Origin of the sequence: Pseudoalteromonas carrageenovora IAM 12662, assembly GCF_900239935.1 — a bacterium.
Classification (GTDB): Bacteria; Pseudomonadota; Gammaproteobacteria; order Enterobacterales; family Alteromonadaceae; genus Pseudoalteromonas; species Pseudoalteromonas carrageenovora.
In genome coordinates this window covers 714263-733985 of record NZ_LT965928.1, presented here as the reverse complement: position 1 = coordinate 733985, position 19723 = coordinate 714263, and the positions used below count along the sequence as shown (strand labels likewise).

The following is a 19723-nucleotide window of genomic DNA, read 5'->3' as shown; positions in this document are numbered from 1 at the left end:
TAATAAATGCAGACACCGACTACCCTCGCGTGTCTGCTTTTGCTTTCTCAGGGTGTATACGCCGCAGAGCAGCAACAGCAGACCGAACCAAAAACACAGCCATGTAACGACCTTAAAAATGAGCAAAAAGAGCGTTGTGAAGCACTTGAGCACATTGAAGTAAAAGGCCAGTACATAGGCATAGAAGTACCCGAAGTTATTGGGCGTTCTTACTTAAATCGTGACTTTATAAATGCCACACCTAAAGGCAACGGCGATATAAACGAGCTTATTGCATTGCTCCCTGGTGTACAGCTAAGCAACGAGGCTTACTCTATTGGTAGTTTGGCAGAAATCAGCGCACCAGAAATATCAATCTCAGGCGCGCAGCCATGGCAAACTGGCTTTTCATTAGATGGACTAAACTACAATAACCGCATAGACCCTGGTAGCAGCAGCCGCTTAAGCTCTTCATCAAACGATGTATCGGGCGGCGTGCAAAGCATGAATGTAAACTCCGATGTAGTTGAATCAATCACAGTATACGACCATAACATTCCGGCTGAGTTTGGTGGCTTTTCGGGTGGTATTGTTGATAGTAAAACCAAAAGCGTATTTACCAATGACAGTTTTAGCTTTGGTGTGCGAAGTAATCAAAGTAGCTGGGGGAGTTATCACTTTATAGAAGCCGATCAAGACAGCTCTCAGCAAAATGTTGATCAAAGCACACTTGAAACGCCTAAGTATGAAAAAATCAGCTATAACCTGCGTGCTAATAAACAAATTAATAAGCGCCATGGCGTAATGATGAGTGTTAGTTACTTAACCAGCGACATCAGCGATTTGTCGTTAGGGGAAGTCAAAACGCAAAGCCGTAAAAACATAAATGCCATTGTTAAATATGGTTATCGCAATGGCTGGGTAGACGCATTAGATTTAACTCTAATGTATTCACCTTACGAAGTAGATGACTTTATAACCGACGCCAAAGACAGCGACTTCCATTTAGAAGGCGGCGCCGTAGGCGCGGTCGCATCACTTACCCAGCACTTTGATTTTGCAACCTGGCGCAGCAACCTTAATTTTAGTATGAGTGATAGCAACCGAGAAGGCCCAGCGCACTTTTATAACTGGCTGCAAGCTAAAGGCAAAGATTGGGGACAATATGCCGACCAAGGCGATGCGCAAACACGCTACTCTCGCCAAGGAGGCTATGGCGCTTTAGATAACACCCAATACACCACCAGCTGGAAAAACACGCTAAATTTCAATTCATTTGAATTTGCAGGAACTGAGCATAATATTAAGGCCGGTATAGAGCTTATTCGCCAAGAAGTAGAGCGCGAACGCATACAAAATAGCTACAACTACGACTCCCCTATTATATGGTCTAGCGCTAGTACACCACTTAATTGCAGTGGTTACACGCTTGACTGCCAAGCGCTTGAAACCACTATATCTATTGACGAACTTGCAGCGCAGTTAGGGGGCGAAATTGATTTTAACAACCAAGATCACATAACAGCGTACAGCAACAATGTAACAACCACCGCGCAGTATTTTAATGGCCGCTTAGTAACCCCAGCAGAGTATATTAATGTAGCGTTAAATCGCGCCTCGTTTTATGCAACAGATAGCATCACCTTAGGGCAATTAAGCTTAAATTTAGGTATGCGCTACGAATACGATGACTTTTTAGCTAATCATAATATTGCGCCACGTCTATCCCTTGGTTACGATGTATTTAACAACAACCGCACTATTATTAGCGCAGGGGTAAACCGCTATTACGACTCAGCCATTATTGGTTATAAAGTAAAAGAGCAGCAGCGTTTTTCATATCGAGAGTATCGCCCAATTGAAAACGGCTACCTTCAAGGGTGGCTGCCGTCTAACTATACCGGCGCGTTTAAATACCGCTTTGATGATGTAAATACCCCCTACGATGACGAACTCGCATTAGGCATTGCGCACTCATTTGAAAAAGCAGGCAATATATCGCTCAAATATGTAAAACGTAAAAAGCATCAGCAGTTTTCTCAGGTTACCGATGAAGAAGCAGCTAGTGATGGCTATAAATACATTTATATGACTAACGAGGGTGATGGCAGCTCAGAGCGCTACTCTATCTCGTGGAGTGCACAGTTTGGTAAACACTCTTTATGGGCCAATGCCTCCTACGCTGAAAACAAAGTTTCAAACGACGAATACAGCGCTAGTGCAGAAAATACCCCCCTTGATGAACTCGTTTATTATCTCAATGCACAAGGCGAAGGCGAGCTTGTAACGCTTGGGCAGCTAGAGCAAATACGTACCAATTTTGGCACCCCAGTGTCAGGTGCGCTTGGCTGGAATGTTGATTGGAACAGCTCATTTAGTACAGGCTTAAATGTTACCTACAGTGACAGCTACACCAGCGCGGTAAGTACCGGGGCTAGCGAAAGTATTGGGCTTGAGCAAAGCTGTACAAGTTGCCCTGTAGAATCAAGCTTAGTTGATGTATACGAAGAGCAAGAAATACGCGCCAGAACCATGCTAGGGCTCAGTTTACGCTATAGCCATAACCTCACAAAAACCCAGTCTATTGACATAAGAGCAGATATTTCTAATTTATTAAATGCCCGCACTTACACAGTAAACGAAGGGGCATCAGGTATTGAGCCCGGGCGTATGTTTTGGGTAGGAGTTAGCTATAACTATGATTAGGTTATTAAGTATTTTTTTACTGTGCTCATTTAGCTTAAACGCCAAATCAACAATTAGTAACGATTTACGCTCACTTTATAGCAAAGGCCAAGCTCATTGGCCTGCTATTCAAACCAGTGACGGAAGAAGCGTTGAGCCCATGTCGCTTTTGCCTGTAGCATCGCCTAAGCCTGAGCACGTGGCACTAGGCGATAAGCTTTTTCATGATGTGCAGCTTTCACGTAATAATACCGTTAGCTGCGCCACCTGCCATGAACGCGACAAAGGCTTTCATGATGGCCGTACAACTGCCATAGGCATTGACAAGCAAATAGGCACGCGTAACACCCCCGCTATTTTTGGTATTGATCAATGGCAACATTTTTTTTGGGATGGACGCGCAAGCACCGCTGAGCAGCAAGCACTTATGCCAATAGAAAACCCAATTGAAATGGACTTAGATCCAAAAATAGCCTTAGCCCGAGTAAATAAAGATAAGAGTTACCGTGCATTTAATAAAAGCGCTTTTAATAGCAACACGTTAACCACCGAGCAAATGGCAAAAGCCTTAGTTGCGTTTGAACGCACATTAGCTGCGCCAAATAGCCGCTATAAAACTTTTTTAACGCAGCTTAATAAAAATCCACAACAAGCAGTTAGTAGCCTAAGTGATAGTGAGTTAAATGGCCTGCACCTATTTAGAACTAAAGCTAAATGCATGACTTGCCATAACGGCGCACTACTTAGCGACAACCAATTCCATGGCACAGGGCTGCATTATTACGGCCGCCGTTTTGAAGATAAAGGCCGCTACGATGCCACCCACAACCCTGAGCATATTGGCCAATTTAGAACCCCATCGCTATTAGGGTTAATGCAAACATTTCCGTGGATGCATAACGGCTTATTTGACGATTTAGCCGGCATTGTCGCCTTATATAACCATGGAGGAGTAAGGCCCAGACCACGAAAAAACCAACTAAACGACCCACACTTCCCTAAAACCACCAACCTGCTTATAAAGCTTAATTTAACCAAGCAAGAACAAGCAGACCTAGTGGCATTTTTACGGATTTTATAAATAGTAAGCTACTCACCTAAAGTGCGCGTGAGTAGCTAAGCGATATAAAATCGAGGCCTGGGTTGGGCTTTTTAATACCAGCGTTTGAATAATGAAAATACTTAAGTGACACGCTATGTTGCTCAGCCTCACCAAATTTCATGGCAATGCCTAGGCGGTCTTCAAACTGGTAATGTGTGCTTATGTTTTTTCCCGCAAATTTGGTGTCGTCTAATAAGCTTAAACCAATACCAAACTCGGCAAAAACGCGGTTCCCTGCAATACTGCCAATAGGATAAAAAATAACTGGCGAAAGCGATAAGCCTAAATTAGCGTCGTAGCGTTTTGGGTCATCGTATTCAAAAAAGTTAGCATTGGCTTCTAGGTAAATCTCTAGCTCTTCAAAGCCTTCAATTTGATAATCTAAGGCACATTGATAAGCCACCTTAACCCCTCGCACGTCTCCTTCACCTTGAATATAGCTCATCGAAAAGTAATCTTGTGCAGCCGTTGCAGCGCCTGCGTATAGCGTTATAGCTATTAAAAACAATTTATAAAGTTTCATGTTATTCACCTCAAGCAGCTCTATTTTTATTGCAATTGCTTGACCTAAACACAGCAAATTTAACTGCTATAGATTAAGCAATGATTCAATGAGGTGCATACTAATTGCATTTAACTATTTTGATAATTGCAATTTAAGTGGAATAACTTTCTTCAATATATTGATAATTAAACAGTGATTGAGCGCACGCTAACGTGTGTTGTTAACCGCTTATATTGCTGCTTAAAAAGCTGCCAACCCACAATACCCGACAAGGTATTACCGCATGCCATACCGATAAATAACCCTGTTAAACCGTAAAAATGCGAGCCTAACCAAAGTAGTGGTAAGTAACACAAAAATAGCCGCAATATGGAGATAAATAAGGCCGTGGTCGCAAACCCCAGCGCGTTACATACCGATACCGTGATCATACATACACCCAAAGCCGCGTAGCTCAGGGGCACAAAAGCAAAGTAATCTGTTAGGTTAGCAACTATTTCACTATTATTGCTAAGCGCATTTGCAAGCGGGTTAGCCACACCTAGCATAATAACCGCTAATAAAATTTGCATGCCAATTACAAAACCGCACGCAAGTTTTACTACACTTAATATTTGCCTAAGCTCGCCCCGCCCTTTTAAATTTCCAACAATGGGGGGCAGCGCCATGGTAAGCGCTAAGATCAAAATAATCGCAATATATTCAATACGGTTTGCAAGCCCCCAAGCTGCTACAGCAAACCCACCATACGCGGCAATCAGTGCCGTTACTATCATGGCTGAAATAGGCGGAATAAACTGTGAAAGTAAAGCCGGTGCCATCATTTTTGCAATGGCTTTTATTGCCTGCTCGGTGCGGTTTTTTAAAACGTCAAAAGTTATAAGTTCTCGTTTAATAAGCGTGTAAAACACCACTACTAAGCCTATTGCAAAAGCAACACAGCTTGCCCATGCAGCACCCGCTAACCCCATATCAAAGGTAAACATAAACAATGGGTCGAGCGCTATATTTAACACGCTGGTTAGCACCATAATTCGCCCAGGCAATAAGGTTTCGTTATGGGCACGGCAAATGCTGTAACCAAAATAAAGAAGCGCTCCAAGCCAGCAGCTTATTAGCCAAGGTAGCCTGTAAAGCTCGGTTAAATTAAATAACGAAGGCGTTGCACCCAACGCTAAAATTATAGGCTGTTGAAAAAACCACAACGCCAAACACAATAGCGTTACTATTACGGTGCCAATAAATACGATTAAACTACCTAAGTAGCGTGCGTAGTTAACTTTATTTTCCCCAAGTGCAGTAGAAATGGTCGCAGTTGCCGCAATACCTAAGCCTACTTGTACTCCCACAATTACCTGAAAAATAGCAATACTAAAGGCAACTACAGCGAGCGGCTCAGCGCCTAGCTTAGCAATAAAAATACTATCAACCAGCTGGCTTCCCATAATAGAAAACAAGCCAACCAACATAGGCCAAGTTTGCTTAAATAAATACTTTAAAAGTAATGATGTATTACGGCTCATAAGGCAGGCTCACTCTAAACTTAAAAATTTAAACGAGAAAAATACCGAAAAAAAAGGCGCTTATAGTAAGCGCCACAGGAAAAGTCACAATGAATAGGTTGTTAGTATATTTACACAACTAACTTTTGATAATATAGTTGTTTAAATAATCAGTTTATTGAAAAATTTGATAATGAATATTGCCCATTTAAATCTGTTTGTCAGAATCGCAACAACACACAATATTAGCTTAGCAGGCAAGGAGTTAGGCTTATCGGCTGCGGTTTCTAGCGCGCAAATGAATAAGCTTGAAGAAACCCTAGGCGTTAAACTTATGCACCGTACAACGCGTAAAGTGTCGTTAACTGAAGAAGGCCAAGCCTTTTTACCTCACGCCGAAGAAGTACTTGCTAATGTTGAAATGGCGCGCGCATCGGTAGGTATAGGCAGTGTAACTCCACAAGGAAAATTGCGCATTACCGCCCCTGCTTCGTTCGGGCGTATGCATATTATTCCTGCATTGGCTGGGTTTATTGAGCAATACCCCGACCTGACAATTGATTTACGCCTAAGTGATAGCATTATTGATATGGTTGGCGGAGGTTTTGATATAGCAATACGCGACGCCGCATTAAACGACTCAACCCTTATAGCCCGAAAGGTTGCCCGTGATAAACGCTTAATTTGCGCATCGCCTAAGTACCTTGCTAAACACGGCACACCTAAAACACCACAAGATTTAAAAAATCATACCTGCGTTAATCTTCATGGTTTAACTACGTGGTCGTTTACAACACCCGAAGGCCCACAAAATATTAAAACCAATAATGTATTACAAGCTGATAACGGTGAAGCGGTGCGCGATGCGTGCGTGCAAGGCTTAGGTATTACGTTAATGTCGAGCTGGTGTGCCTATAAAAAACTACAAAGTGGTGAGCTGGTACAAATTTTACAAGACTACCCACTTGCATCCGACACCGCTATTTGGAGTGTTTACCCAAGTTCGCGTTTATTAGCGCCAAAAGTAAGGGCCTTTATAGACTACTTTAGCGGCTACTTTGGTGACGAACCCTACTGGGAAAAAATATAATTATTTAACTGTAAAATATAAAAGCACAAACCTAGGTTTGTGCTTTTTGCGCTTTAAATATATGGAGCTTCATTGGTAAACCTTGGGCAAGTAAAAACAGCAGTTGCTAACTTGTACTTTTATACTTCGTATTTAATCGTGTAAGTTTATTAAATAACTTAATAACAACTCCCAATAATGTTAATTAAAAGCTAGCCATACATCTCAAACATATCAATAACTCTTTTAAAACTTTCATTTTATTTGCACAATTTATTGCCATACTAAAACCTACGTATATAAATCGTTTTGGGGTAAGTATGAGATCAATTAAACGAAGTCGTTTAAAAGCGCCTAGCGTTAACACTACAAAGACTAAACTCGCATTTTTCCTGCTTAGTGCCACGGTACTTTTAACTGCATGTGGCGAGCAGATAAAAAGCGAAAGTACACCTACCTCCCCAGAAGCTAAAAGCGCTAAAAACACGCTTATAAATACCGATGAATTTAATATTAAAGCCATGGTAAAGCTGCCAGAAACTGTTGAGTGTACGCTTGAAAACGGCCTACAAACTCAGTGTGCTCAAGTGGTTTTAAAATATCAGCCCGACAATATTGAAGTCGGCCCTTTTTGCCCAGAAACACTCGACGACGTAGGTGGAGTTTGGGATTGGGATGGCACCAATGCGGGGCTATATAGGTTAGATAAAGTATTTTTAACCATGCTTAACGAGCAAGGTTTTACCTTTTACGATGAAGACGGCAAAGTGCATATTGTTGATAACGCGACCATTCGCCCAACAGTTGATCATGCATGTATTAATGTATCGGTAGATAAAAGCGTAGAAATTACCGCCCTTTTACCACTGCACCCTGTTATGTCTGAGCAATCAACACCGTTGGGCACTGTATCTAAAGTGGGTATAGCGCTTGCGGGTGTGCCTATTTTTTCGGATGCGCCAAGTGTGCAACATACAGGGCATTTACCCGCGCTAGATACGTGCGCAGGCCATATTGATCCGGGCGGTTGGTACCACTACCACGGCACCGCCAGTGATATAGACAGCGTATATAAACACGAACATGTAAACGCCAACTGTAATAATTTAACGCAAAAGCCAAGCGCTCTATTTGGTTATGGCTTTGATGGCTACCCTATTTACGGAAGCCAAGAAATTGATGGTACATCCCCAACCGAGCTTGATAGCTGTAATGGCCACACAGGCCCTACGGGTGAAAACGGCATAGTTACTTACCACTACCACGCAAGTAATACATTCCCTAACTTACCTAAGTGCTTAAAAGGCGCGGTTGCACAAAACAACTTTACTACCACAGCACAAGCTGGCGTAGGGGCTAAACCGCCTGAAGGTACTGAAATAACACGCCATGAACCACCTGGTGGCGGTGGCTCAAAAACAGGTGGTCCTAATGGCGGCGGCATGTCACCACCTGGGTTTGCACAAGCAGCTAAAAAGCTAGGCGTTAGCGAAAAGGCGCTTAATCAAGCCATGCAAGACGCTGGCGGCCCTAATGCCGATTTAACGATTGTAGCAAAAGCACTTAACGTACCATTGGAGCAATTAAAAGCAGCCCTACCCGAAAAACCAAAACGCTAATTAACCTGAACTCTGGTTAAGAGATTTACTAACATATTGAACCATGACGATATTTAAGTTTATTCTCTAGCCAGAGATTTTCAGTAAATTCAACGCTGTTAGCGCTGAAAATAGCCACTCGAGATAGATTTATTATCCAAAATTCAGGCTAATTATAAATTACAGCAAGTGTTAAAAGCACTTGCCGTAACAATTAGTTACGCGACTTATAGCCTATAAAAGTTCCTAAAATCGTCAAAAATGTGAGAAAGCGTTGGCTTGTGTCAAGAACAGTAAACGTTAGTAAAAAGCTGTAAACATACTCTCGTTAGCCGTTACATGTCAGTTACCATTCAGTTTAAAGCGCTAGTATTGAACCCAGTTATGTAAAAACATACACGAGGCAATATTATGAAACTCACTTTTTTACTCCCAGCTCTACTTGCATTAGGCGCAGTATCTGGCTCTGCGCTTGGAGCACCAAACGAGCGAGAGAACAGCAAAAATTTTAATAACGACCGTGCTAAACGTATTCAGTACAAACGCGATGAACGCCGTGAAGATAAAAAGCAACGTATTGAATATAAACAAAACAAAAGGGAAGATCGTAAACAAGAGAAACGCGAAAAGCGTAAAGAAACAAAACGCAAAGTTGTGCGTTACAAGCAAGAAAAACGCAAACGTACTTACATAAAAAATAACCGCCACAATGTAGTTACCTACAGACCAGGGCGCTACTTTAATCATTTACCGCGTAACAGTGCATCAATTAGATTTAATGGTATTTCGTTTACCTTTAGTGACGGTATTTATTATCGTAAAGCGAAAAGAGGCTATCATGTTGTTAAGCCACCAAGAGGTTTAAGAATACGCTCATTACCTAGGCACTACTCGCATTTTAAGCGCCATAATACCACTTACTATACCTACCAAAATGTATTTTATGTGGCAGACAATAATGGTTATAGAGTAGTTGATGAGCCAAAAATAGTTGTTAATCAGGCTATAAAAGTAGGCAGTGCTAAAAATTACGATTTAGGCCAAACCTACGACGCCCTCCCTATTTCGGCAGAGGCTGTCACGATTAACGATCAACAATATTTTAAGTACCAAGATATTTATTTTTTACCGCAAATAAATGGTGACGAAATAAAATATTTAGCTATAAATTTAGGTTAATTGTAATAAACTTTAAAAGCTCAGCACTTAACTGCTGAGCTTTTTATTTAATGTAACCCGATCTAGGGTGCACCTTAATTACTAAATCACGCCCATTAGCCACCTAACTACGACAGCTAATGAACTAGCTAGAAAAAAGCCCGAAAATGCCGTAATGCCTATAATAAGAAGAATTCCACCACTATCATTTAACTTTAAATATAAAGCGAATAGAAAAAAATAAGCCACCCAAATAATAAAGTAAATGAAAAATTGATAAAAGTAATTATCTACAAGAAATAAAACTATGGGGATATAAGCTGCTAAAATAAAAGGAAATATCAACAAAAAAAGAACAAAAAGATATGAGCTTGTTTCGTATATAAATATTAGTGATGCTTTCCCCCACCCTCGTTTAGCCAATTTCCTGCGGTATTTTATATTATCTTGCTGTGTGGATTCCTCTAATGATATGTTCATCTTTTTAGCGTTATTAGAAATGCTTTTATCTATAATTTTTTGCTTGTAAGACAGTAAATATCCTTCTATCGACCCACACAAAGTCAATAAGGTCATAAATAAAAATCCATAGTACCCATACTCAGGCTTAAACATAGACATAAACATTTTAATTCCTTTTACATTATTGAGTACGTTCCGCACACCCTAAGCTTACTCATAATGTGTTGTACACACGTACTTTTATCTACAACCCATAATCCATAACTTATTGGCAGTATATCTATATTAGCGCGGCTAAATAATTTATAGGTATCGAGCTCAAAAAAATCAGCCCATGGCCCTGGAAAGCCAATTAAATTAATCGCAAGATATCGACCATTATACCGGCACAAAATATCAACATCCGTTCCGGCTATCGTGTAACCAGCCCACGTTTCTATTTTTAAACTAGTTAATTTGCAAATAACGCTTTGCTGAAATTTATCAATATCAGAGGTTACATTGTGAGTTGCTTTAAACTGCGTTATTGAACTTATATAACGCCTTAGTAAATAATGCTCTGGCAATTGCGTTTCATCTATTGATAAAAATACGCATTGTTTTTGCCTCGCTCGTGTAATACACACATTAAATACATCTGCTTTATTAATATAAGCCGCAGCTCTTTTAGCATTATTATCTAGCGCAAAAGAGATAAGCACAATGTCTCGCTCCTCGCCTTGAAAACCAAATGGAGTGGCAGATCTCAGTTTATACTTTATTATCTCAGCTTCATTAAAGTGAGCTTCTATCTCTTTGGTAATATAATCAGCTTGGCTTCTAAAAGGCGAAACAACCCCAATGCTATGGCTGATCCCTGCGCTTTTATCATCATCAATTTGTTGCTTAATCGTGTTTATAATACTGCTCGCCTCAAGATGATTAATACCTGAACTATCTCGAGTTCCATTAACGCGTTGTACCAGTAAGTTACCCGTACTTGTACAAGGTCTGTGCTGCATTATTTTTAACTTTGATTGATAAAAATGTTCATTACTAAAATTAATTAACTCAGGCTTGCTTCTAAAATGTTCATCTAAAAATGCCAGTTGTTTATTATCGTTTAATGCATTTAAGGCTAAATCTAGAATAGAGTTATCACGATAGCTCATAACGCCTTTATCGCTAAAGCTCACATTATTCTTAGACATAAGCTGGGCTTCTTTGTTTTTTGCCAAAAAAGAGTAATGCCTTAACTGCTTAGTGTCACCAACAATAAGCGCTCTTTTTGCGCGATAAAGTGCAGGTAAACAACTACTGGTGTTACATTGTGTCGCTTCGTCAATAATAACTAAGTCGAACATTTCGGCTTTTAACGGTAGTACTCTATACAAGGTATTTAAACTTACGAGCCACACCGGAAAAGCCGATAATAAAGCCTCGTATTCTATATTATCAAAAAGCTCAAATTGTCTTTTAGATGTGCGACTACGAATAGCTTGGTTAAATGCGTTTAACGATTTACGCTGAGTATCAATTAGCGCTTTAAGGTTTTTATTTTTTAACGCGCTTAAATAACTACTCGCCAGTTTTTCTCTTTTAAGTTGTTGGGTATTTATTTGCTCTAACGAAGACCACTGCTTTGCTAATTGCTTAATACCACGACGAGCAAATTTAATGTATAAATTGCTAAGCCATTCGATATTCTTATCTTCAAGATTTTTGAGTCTTTTACCTCTAATTATGGCTCGGTGGCAAAACTGACTAAAGCGCAGTTCTAATTCATTTAATGAGGTATTTAATTCGTTTAGTTCAGACTCAATAAGCGCGGGGTTATCTTGTTCATCCGCTAAGTACCCTGCTAATAAATCGGCAATATAATCTTTTAATTTTTTTAAAAACTCTTTTTGTCCGGCGCGTATGGATACATCGCTTAGCCCAAAATTTTTATCTAATTTATCGGCTATTACATCCAGTGCGGGATTATTATTTGCTACAATAAGCACCGACTCTCCTCGCGCCATATGCTCTGCTGCAATAGCTGCAATGGTGTAACTTTTCCCCGTGCCTGGCGGTCCAGAAACACAGCCTAAATTAATATTTGCGGCAATTGAGATAACTTTCTTTTGCGAAGCTGACAGTAAACCCGGTAAGTAATCATACTTTAGTTTTTTATTTTCGATTATTGGCTGCACACCCGCAATTAAACCATTTATAGGAGGCGGTAGTTTATTTGATTCTATGATTTCTTCTAACTCATGAAGTACACCACGGCTACTGCTTGAACGCTCTACAAAAACCAGCATAGAGACAGGTAAAAGTGTGTTTTTTTTACTTTTTAATGCCTTTTTTATTTCGTCATTGTTAGCAAGTTCAGGATAGCTTAAAAGCTCAAATACATTGATTGCTAAAGGGCTTTCTTTTAATAATGAGGTCCAAAAGTAAGCTGACTGAATATCAGCCGTTTCATCAATACTTGTAAGCTTGTTACCCTGTGGTATTAATAGTTGAGTTAATGATTCATTTATGTCCGGTTGAGCATCAGTAAGAGAAAAGTAATAGTCATCCTGTTCTTTTTCTATAACAGCTTCATTAAATAAGATAGGCGAAACAACCTGTTTCAACTCCCCCCTAACCTCAAGATTACCAACTAATATAAAGCGTGTATAAAGTAGTACCCGTTCTCGCTGATAGATCTCTACACGCTTCATCATTTGCTTAGCAAAATCTGCAGGAATTGGAAGGCGTGGTAAAAACCCAGAACCTAAATCATCTCGGCCTTGAAGAACAAAGCGATCCTCTTTTTTTAATTTATTTAGATTCCATAAATTTAAATCTGCGCTATCTTCTTTGTAGCAATCGCGATAATACGACAGGACGTTTTTACTACTCAAAATTTAATTCCATTTAAAGTTAAACACTCAAATTACGCTCAAAATTAACAATATCAACGCCGGCTTTTACTTTGTATAACTGTGCTAAGCGACCGCCAGATTTAACTTTTTCATCTAGTGTTTCAAACATACCAGCAGCTTCAATGCGTCTTATTATACTTTTACGCTGAACAGGTTTACCTATAATGGTTTCAATTACGGACTTAAACTGTCCTACGGTAAAATGCTCTGGCAAACAATATACCGGCGCCATTGAGTACAATGCTTTTTGTTTTAAACGCGCTTTAGCTTGCTCAATAATATACTTGTGATCAAAAGCCACTGGCAAATTATTTACTTCATCTATATCTATCCATTTTGCATCATCAACCGTTTCTATATGGGTTGATACTTGCGCCTCTGCAATTAAAGCAAAATAAACTAAAGTGACACTAAACCCTCTAGGATCTCTATTAATACCTGAGTATGTTTGCAACTGCTCTAAATATTGAGGTGCCACACTGGTTTTTTCTTTAAGCTTTCTAAGCGCAGTCATACTTACGCTATCGTCAATATCTACGTCAACAAACCCACCTGGCAGCCCCCACCGACCTGCAAACGGCTCGCTCGCACGCTTAACCATCAGTACTTTTAGGGCACCGTTTTTAACAGTAAATAACACACTGTCGACTGTAAATAATGGATTTTTGTATTCGGTAATATCGTAATGTTTAATCACAGCGTGCTCACATTAAGTTAAGGTCTTAGTGACACAATAAATTAAACACATCTCAATTTCAACCTACTGTAAAATTACAGATATATCATTAGCTCAGTGATTTAGTTTAAAAAACAGCTTGATTACTATAGGTACATTTGATAATTTAATTGTGTCGCTAGGACACAAACATTAAAAGGACAAAAAATGAAAATATTTAGCTATAACTCAACAGGAAGTAAATCGTTAGTTGATTATGATCACTTTACTTTTTCAGGTGGTGAAGAGCATGTCAGATTCAACACTGCTAATTTTTCAGACTCTATCAAAATAGAGATTTTTGAACGATTAACCAATTCTTCAAAAATGGTTAGATTAATGATTGCTGTTGATGCGTTAAAAAGATTAACAGATGAAAGCACACCTATCGAACTCGTTATTCCTTATTTTCCTTATGCACGCCAAGACCGAGTATGCGTTGAAGGGGAAGCGCTAGGCGCAGCCGTTATGGCAAGCTTTATTAATAGCTTACACTTTTCAAAAGTAACTATTTGGGATGCGCATAGCGATGTATCCCCAGCTTTAATTAATAGAGTAACTAATGTTGAGCAAATTACGTTACTTGGACGCTGTGAAGAACTTAGCCAACGTTTAGCAAAAGGCGAACTAACGCTTATTTCTCCTGACGCTGGAGCAAGTAAAAAAACGATTAAAATTTCAGAAAAATTCGATGGCGTACCCGAGGTTATTCAAGCTCAAAAAGTAAGAAACTTAAAAACAGGCGAAATAATAAAAACAGAAATTATTGGTAATGTTAAAGGTAAAAACGTACTTATTGCTGATGACATTTGTGATGGCGGCAGAACGTTTATTGAACTTGCGAAGGTATTAAAAAGCAATGGTGCTGCTGAAGTTTCTCTTTTTATAACTCACGGTATTTTTTCAAAGGGGCTTGATGTTTTTGAAGGCCTAATAGAGCGCATTTATACAACTGATTCGTTTAAACCGGCTAATGAGTTTAAAAATAGTAACGCCATTAGTTTACAAATAATTGAGATGTAAGGAAAACACCATGACTATTACAGCTGCAAGTATGCAAAAAGATGTTTATAAAGAATTTCATAGCCGTGCTTATCACCCTGATGTAAGTGAAGTATATGCAAACTTTACATCAAGAAGCGGAAAGCTTAGCAACATAGAAAATAACGATAGAGTTGCGTTTGTTGGTCTTCAATACTTTATTAAAAGTTATCTTTTAGAAGAATGGAATGAGTTTTTTAAACTAGATAAAGCAACTGCCGTTGCTAACCATAAACGAATAATGAGCTCAATGCTTGGCTATACAGTTGATGTAAAGTATTTAGAAGATTTACATGATTTAGGTTACTTACCATTAAAAATTAAAGCGTTACCAGAGGGAACATTAGTCCCTTATTTAGTTCCGCCTATGACAATAGTAAACACTAAAGCTGGCTTTCAATGGCTAACAAATATGATTGAAACTGTATTGAGCTGCGAAAACTGGCCAATACAAACCAGCACTACAACCTCTGTTGCATATTTAAAAGTATTCAAAGAGTTTGCACAAAAAACAGGGACGCCTATGGAGTTTGTTCCTTTTCAAGGCCATGACTTTAGCTTTAGAGGTATGTTTGGCAAACACGCTGCGGCAATGAGTGGCTTTGGCCATTTAGCATCAGGACTGGTAGGTACAGATACCATACCCGCTGTTTTATTTGCAGAAAAATATTACGGAGCAAATGTAGATAACGAGCTAGTTGGCTGCTCTGTAGATGCAACTGAACATTCGGTTACCTGTTCATGGATTATGGAAGGTGAAATAGAGTTTTTTAAGTACCTAATGAAAGAGCAATCACCAAAAGGGATTTTAAGTGTTGTGTCTGACACATGGGACTTTTGGACACTTGTTACTGACTACTTGCCTCAGTTAAAAAGCGAAATAATGGCGCGCGATGGCACCTTAGTTATACGCCCCGATTCTGGCGACCCTGTTAAAGTATTAACAGGTTACAAAGTTTCACCAGTATCTGATTACAAGGAGTTATTTGAAACACAAAAAAAAGCTGAAGCTGACGTTATTAATAAAGGCTATGAAGCATATCGCTTTAATGGTCAATATTACGGATTTGAAGATAGCAACACTATTGAACTGATGGAATGTGAAGTTAAAGGGCTTATAGAGTGCCTATGGGATACATTTGGCGGCACAATAACATCTAAAGGCTATAAACTGCTTGATGATCATATTGGTGCTATATATGGTGACGCAATAACACTAACTCGCCAACGCCAAATTTTACAGCGCTTAATGGATAAAGGCTTCGCTTCAAAAGTCGTACTTGGTATTGGCTCATACAGCTACCAATACGTAACACGTGACACACATGGCTCTGCTGTAAAAGCAACGAGTGTAGTTAAAGCAGGTGAACGTTTAGCTATTTTTAAAGACCCAAAAACTGACTCAAAGAAAAAATCGGCTAAAGGGCTCTTAAAAATAGACAGAGTAAATGGCGAACTAACTTTATTTGATGACGTAACCGAGCAAGAAGAATCTAAAGGCCTATTAGAGGTTGTTTTTGAAAACGGCAAAATAGTTAAAGAAACAACACTAAATGAAATTAGAACTTTAATAGATACACAAATTTAATTGTTAATATATTCTAATCTCCAAAGAGCAAGCTGCTTTATGCATCTTGCTCTTTTGACATTAAGTCAGCCATTCTTCGATTAATTTCTTGATCTGTTAAATCTTCTTTGTGTGTGCCTATGGTCCACATATGGCCATATGGGTCTTGTAAAGTGCCCGCTCTATCACCATAAAATTGATCGTGCACTGGGCGTATTTGCGTGGCACCTAGTTCTATGGCTTTATTAAAAACTGCATCAACGTCTTCAACGTACAGCATTAAGCTTACCGGTGTGCCTCCAAGCTCACTTGGGCTTTTAAAAGACTCATCTGGGCATGAATCTGAAATCATAATATGTGAGTCGCCAATAATAATTTCAGCATGTGCAATACCGCCTTCAGGTAAAGGCATTTGCATAACAAGTTGTGCATCAAATGCATCGCTATAAAAGCAAATGGCTTGCTGAGCGCCATCAATAATTAAATAAGGTGTTATTGAAGTAAACCCTTTTGGGATTGCTGAAACTGCCATAATGTTCTCCTTTACTTACGCGGTGTTCTTTAATTCTTAAGTAACTAAATATGCGTTTAATTGCCTCTACACTTAAGCTTAGCTCATACAAAAAATTGCGTTACTTTTCGAGGTTTAAACGCTGATGCCAAGCAGCAATACTTTCATCAGGGTACTCTTCAAATTGCTTATCATCTTTATTAATGGGTGCATTTACCCAATTGGCTTTACTACCAAGCATTAAATGAGTGCGCTCTGGCGGTATGGGTAACTCACTATCAATTGCACCAGCAAAGGGATGAACTTGCTCTGGCCAACGTGCATCGTATAACCACAAGTTAGCGCTACAATGCTTACAAAAATAACGCTCTGCTGGGCTGACTTTATCGCCTATTTTTGCATGATAAACAGTTATGTGTTCACGCCCTTGCACTTCAAGCGTTTTATACTCTGCGCTTAAATTAATAACAAACCCGCCGCCCCCCAGCGGTTTTACGACAAATAGAGCAGTAACATAAATTGTAAGGATAAGGGTGTTTTGAGTTAACCGTAAATTTCACTTTGCCACAGTGGCAAGCGCCATTAAGCTTCATAATAAATCCAATTTTATTGCTGGCTTGAATTAATACCTTAGCTAGGTGAGCTTAAAAAAACCACAACAATTCATGTTGTGGTTTTTTAATTATTGAGCTTACTAACGTTTCCAGTATCTTAAATTTCGTAATGTATTTATAAACTTATCGGCTGAATGCGCCTCTAAATCTATCCAACCATCATCTGCTTTTCCATCAAGGCCTGCCGCTTTAAATAAAGGCATAGCCTCTTGCGTATAGCCAATGTATTTCATATGAGCAAATGCATCGTTTACAAAGTCTTTAGCCTCAGGAATACCAGCAAGTTTTTCAGCGCCCTCTTGAGTCGCCAGTATCATTACCGCATCGTACAATACCGAAGGGCCACCATTAATTACTTGGTCCGCTGCAATATGCTTACCTTTACTACAACATGCGCCACCAACTTGCGCTGCAATAATTTCAAAGTTTGCACCCTCGGCTTCAAGTTCATTGACAACTGAATCAAAAATATCAGCGTCAAAGCCATCGCTTATTAAAATACCTAACTTGCGGCCTTTAAAGGTGTTAGGCGCATTTTTTAAAATACTAAGCGCATCTGAAGTAGGTAAATCGTCACGAGTTGGCATTGCGGCTTCTGCCGGCTCTGGCATTTCTTGCAAGCGCAAGCCTTTGGCAACCTCTTGCGCTAACGTGTCGTCTATATTAAGTAAGTGCGAAACTACACGCTCACGTATTGGTAAATGCTCAACTTTAGAAAGCTCAAATACCAGTGCGTATTGAATATGCGCTTGCTCAATGTCTGTTTGGCTTAAATAAAATTGGCGTGCTTGGCTGTAATGATCGCTGAAAGTTTCTGAGCGATAACGTAATTTATCTCCGCCGCTTACTTCAGGCTCGCTTGAGCTTTTAAAGCCATGTACAGGGCATTCGCGCGGGTTATTTTCGTCGCCGCTCCACGAGTTTGGCTCGTAATTTACACGCCCTTTTGGATTGTGCATTGCCATGTGGCCATCTTGCTGAAAATGACGCATTGGGCATTTAGGAGCATTGACCGGAATGTGCGTAAAGTTAGGCCCACCTAAACGCTTAGTTTGAGTATCTAAATATGAAAAGTTACGACCTTGCAGTAGCGGGTCGGGTGTAAAGTCGAGCCCTGGTACAATATTTTGAGTACAAAAGGCAACTTGTTCTGTTTCTGCAAAAAAGTTGTCTACAACACGGTCAAGCACCATGCGGCCAACAATTTGAACTGGCACTTGCTCTTCAGGAATAAGTTTAGTGGCATCAAAAACATCAAATTCAAATTCATCCGCAAATTGCTGATCAAACACTTGCACACCTAACTCCCATTCAGGGAAGTCGCCATTGCCAATAGATTCCCACATATCTCTGCGATGAAAATCAGGATCGGCGCCGTTAAGCTTAAGTGCTTCGTTCCATACTACCGATTGCATACCGCCTTTTGGCTTCCAATGAAATTTAACAAATTTTTCATCGCCTTTGGCATTAATAAATTTAAAGGTATGAACACCAAAGCCTTCCATAAAACGTAAAGAGCGCGGAATAGCTCTATCAGACATTGCCCACATAACCATGTGCATTGACTCAGGTGACAAGCTCACAAAGTCCCAAAAGTTATCATGTGCTGTTTGCGCCTGCGGAAAACCACGATCAGGCTCGGCTTTAGCGCTATGAATTAAATCAGGAAACTTCATTGCATCTTGAATAAAGAATACGGGTATATTGTTACCCACTAAATCCCAGTTTCCCTCTTGGGTATAAAACTTAACCGCAAAACCGCGTACATCACGTGCTAAATCTGGTGATCCTTTATTGCCTGCAACCGTAGAGAAGCGAGTAAACACTGGCGTTTTTTCACCTTTTCGCTGAAAAATATCTGCACACGTTAAATCTTCAAGCGTGTCGTAAGTTTCAAAATATCCGTGTGCACCATAACCCCTAGCGTGCACTACTCGCTCCGGAATGCGCTCGTGATCAAAGTGAAAGATTTTCTCGCGCATTATATGATCTTCTAATAATCCAGGGCCACGTTTGCCCGCACGTAATGAGTTTTGATCGTCGCTTACAGGGCAGCCCTGCGCGGTGGTCATGGTAGGGTGTTCATCCGATGCCTTTTGATGCAATTCGCCGCCATGCCCTTTATTACCTGAGTATTTAAATGATTCAGCCATGTTTAGTCCTTCATACAGTTTGATTTAATGGGTCGATAGTTTTTATGGGCTTTAAAACTAAAAGCGACTATGCAAATGCAAAATAAAGACCAGCCATCCAACCTAGTAAAAAAAGGGTCATACAGGCAAAAAAGTAGTATTTAGAGGATTTTAAAAAGAAAAATTTAC

General features: G+C 39.8%; 14 protein-coding genes and 1 pseudogene. 7 read left to right on the top strand and 8 right to left on the bottom strand.

The genetic code is table 11. The features are described 5' to 3' along the window. The first annotated feature begins 6 nt into the window (after window positions 1–6). Together ALFOR1_RS03430 and ALFOR1_RS03425 are read left to right on the top strand one after the other, a co-directional pair. A complete protein-coding gene (locus tag ALFOR1_RS03430; protein ID WP_104642071.1) occupies window positions 7–2685 on the top strand; it encodes a TonB-dependent receptor in 2679 nt (892 codons plus the stop codon). Next, a complete protein-coding gene (locus ALFOR1_RS03425; protein WP_104642070.1) occupies window positions 2678–3745 on the top strand; it encodes a cytochrome-c peroxidase in 1068 nt (355 codons plus the stop codon). Before ALFOR1_RS03430 ends, ALFOR1_RS03425 begins: the two co-directional genes overlap by 8 nt. Window positions 3746–3761: 16 nt before the next feature. Here ALFOR1_RS03425 and ALFOR1_RS03420 read toward each other — a convergent pair whose 3' ends face one another. After that, window positions 3762–4289 (bottom strand): acyloxyacyl hydrolase, encoded by a 528-nt coding sequence (locus tag ALFOR1_RS03420; RefSeq protein WP_104643615.1) that lies wholly within the window; start codon window positions 4287–4289, stop codon window positions 3762–3764. A gap of 167 nt (window positions 4290–4456) precedes the next feature. Beyond that, window positions 4457–5794, bottom strand: a complete 1338-nt coding sequence (locus ALFOR1_RS03415) for an MATE family efflux transporter (protein ID WP_104642069.1) — start codon at window positions 5792–5794, stop codon at window positions 4457–4459. A 172-nt stretch (window positions 5795–5966) separates the two neighbouring features. Between ALFOR1_RS03415 and ALFOR1_RS03410 the strand changes: the two genes are divergently transcribed. The 3 genes from ALFOR1_RS03410 (at window position 5967) to ALFOR1_RS03400 (ending at window position 9619) form a co-directional block, all read left to right on the top strand. After that, complete coding sequence (locus tag ALFOR1_RS03410) at window positions 5967–6863, top strand: LysR family transcriptional regulator (RefSeq protein WP_104642068.1); 897 nt, start codon at window positions 5967–5969, stop codon at window positions 6861–6863. 299 nt (window positions 6864–7162) lie between these two features. Then, a complete protein-coding gene (locus ALFOR1_RS03405; protein ID WP_227006912.1) occupies window positions 7163–8461 on the top strand; it encodes a YHYH protein in 1299 nt (432 codons plus the stop codon). Window positions 8462–8851: 390 nt separating this feature from the next. Next, window positions 8852–9619, top strand: coding sequence for a DUF6515 family protein (locus ALFOR1_RS03400; RefSeq protein WP_104642066.1), 768 nt, complete (start codon window positions 8852–8854; stop codon window positions 9617–9619). An 81-nt stretch (window positions 9620–9700) separates the two neighbouring features. Here ALFOR1_RS03400 and ALFOR1_RS03395 read toward each other — a convergent pair whose 3' ends face one another. The 3 genes from ALFOR1_RS03395 to ALFOR1_RS03385 are packed head-to-tail and all read right to left on the bottom strand — an operon-like array spanning window position 9701 to window position 13651. Further along, the gene (locus ALFOR1_RS03395; protein ID WP_104642065.1) at window positions 9701–10225 is read right to left on the bottom strand and encodes a hypothetical protein; all 525 of its coding nucleotides are present in this window, start codon (window positions 10223–10225) and stop codon (window positions 9701–9703) included. 11 nt (window positions 10226–10236) lie between these two features. After that, entirely contained in the window at window positions 10237–12933 is a 2697-nt protein-coding gene (locus ALFOR1_RS03390; protein ID WP_227006911.1) for a DEAD/DEAH box helicase, read from the bottom strand. Between the two features lie 19 nt (window positions 12934–12952). Further along, window positions 12953–13651, bottom strand: coding sequence for an NUDIX hydrolase (locus ALFOR1_RS03385; protein ID WP_104642063.1), 699 nt, complete (start codon window positions 13649–13651; stop codon window positions 12953–12955). Window positions 13652–13837: 186 nt separating this feature from the next. Here ALFOR1_RS03385 and prs point away from each other — a divergent pair, with 186 nt between their 5' ends. Both prs and ALFOR1_RS03375 read left to right on the top strand, forming a co-directional pair. Then, the gene (gene prs / locus ALFOR1_RS03380; protein ID WP_104642062.1) at window positions 13838–14692 is read left to right on the top strand and encodes a ribose-phosphate diphosphokinase; all 855 of its coding nucleotides are present in this window, start codon (window positions 13838–13840) and stop codon (window positions 14690–14692) included. A gap of 10 nt (window positions 14693–14702) precedes the next feature. After that, window positions 14703–16298, top strand: a complete 1596-nt coding sequence (locus ALFOR1_RS03375) for a nicotinate phosphoribosyltransferase (protein WP_104642061.1) — start codon at window positions 14703–14705, stop codon at window positions 16296–16298. A gap of 37 nt (window positions 16299–16335) precedes the next feature. On the opposite strand, the gene ALFOR1_RS03370 is transcribed toward ALFOR1_RS03375, so the two are convergent. The 3 genes and pseudogenes from ALFOR1_RS03370 to ALFOR1_RS03360 form a co-directional block, all read right to left on the bottom strand. Then, window positions 16336–16809, bottom strand: a complete 474-nt coding sequence (locus tag ALFOR1_RS03370; RefSeq protein WP_104642060.1) for a VOC family protein — start codon at window positions 16807–16809, stop codon at window positions 16336–16338. Between the two features lie 100 nt (window positions 16810–16909). Further along, window positions 16910–17381: pseudogene (locus ALFOR1_RS03365) on the bottom strand (GFA family protein). 101 nt (window positions 17382–17482) lie between these two features. Beyond that, window positions 17483–19555 carry a catalase gene (locus ALFOR1_RS03360; protein WP_104642059.1) on the bottom strand — a complete coding sequence of 691 codons (2073 nt, stop codon included), beginning with the start codon at window positions 19553–19555 and terminating at the stop codon, window positions 17483–17485. Window positions 19556–19723: the final 168 nt, after the last annotated feature.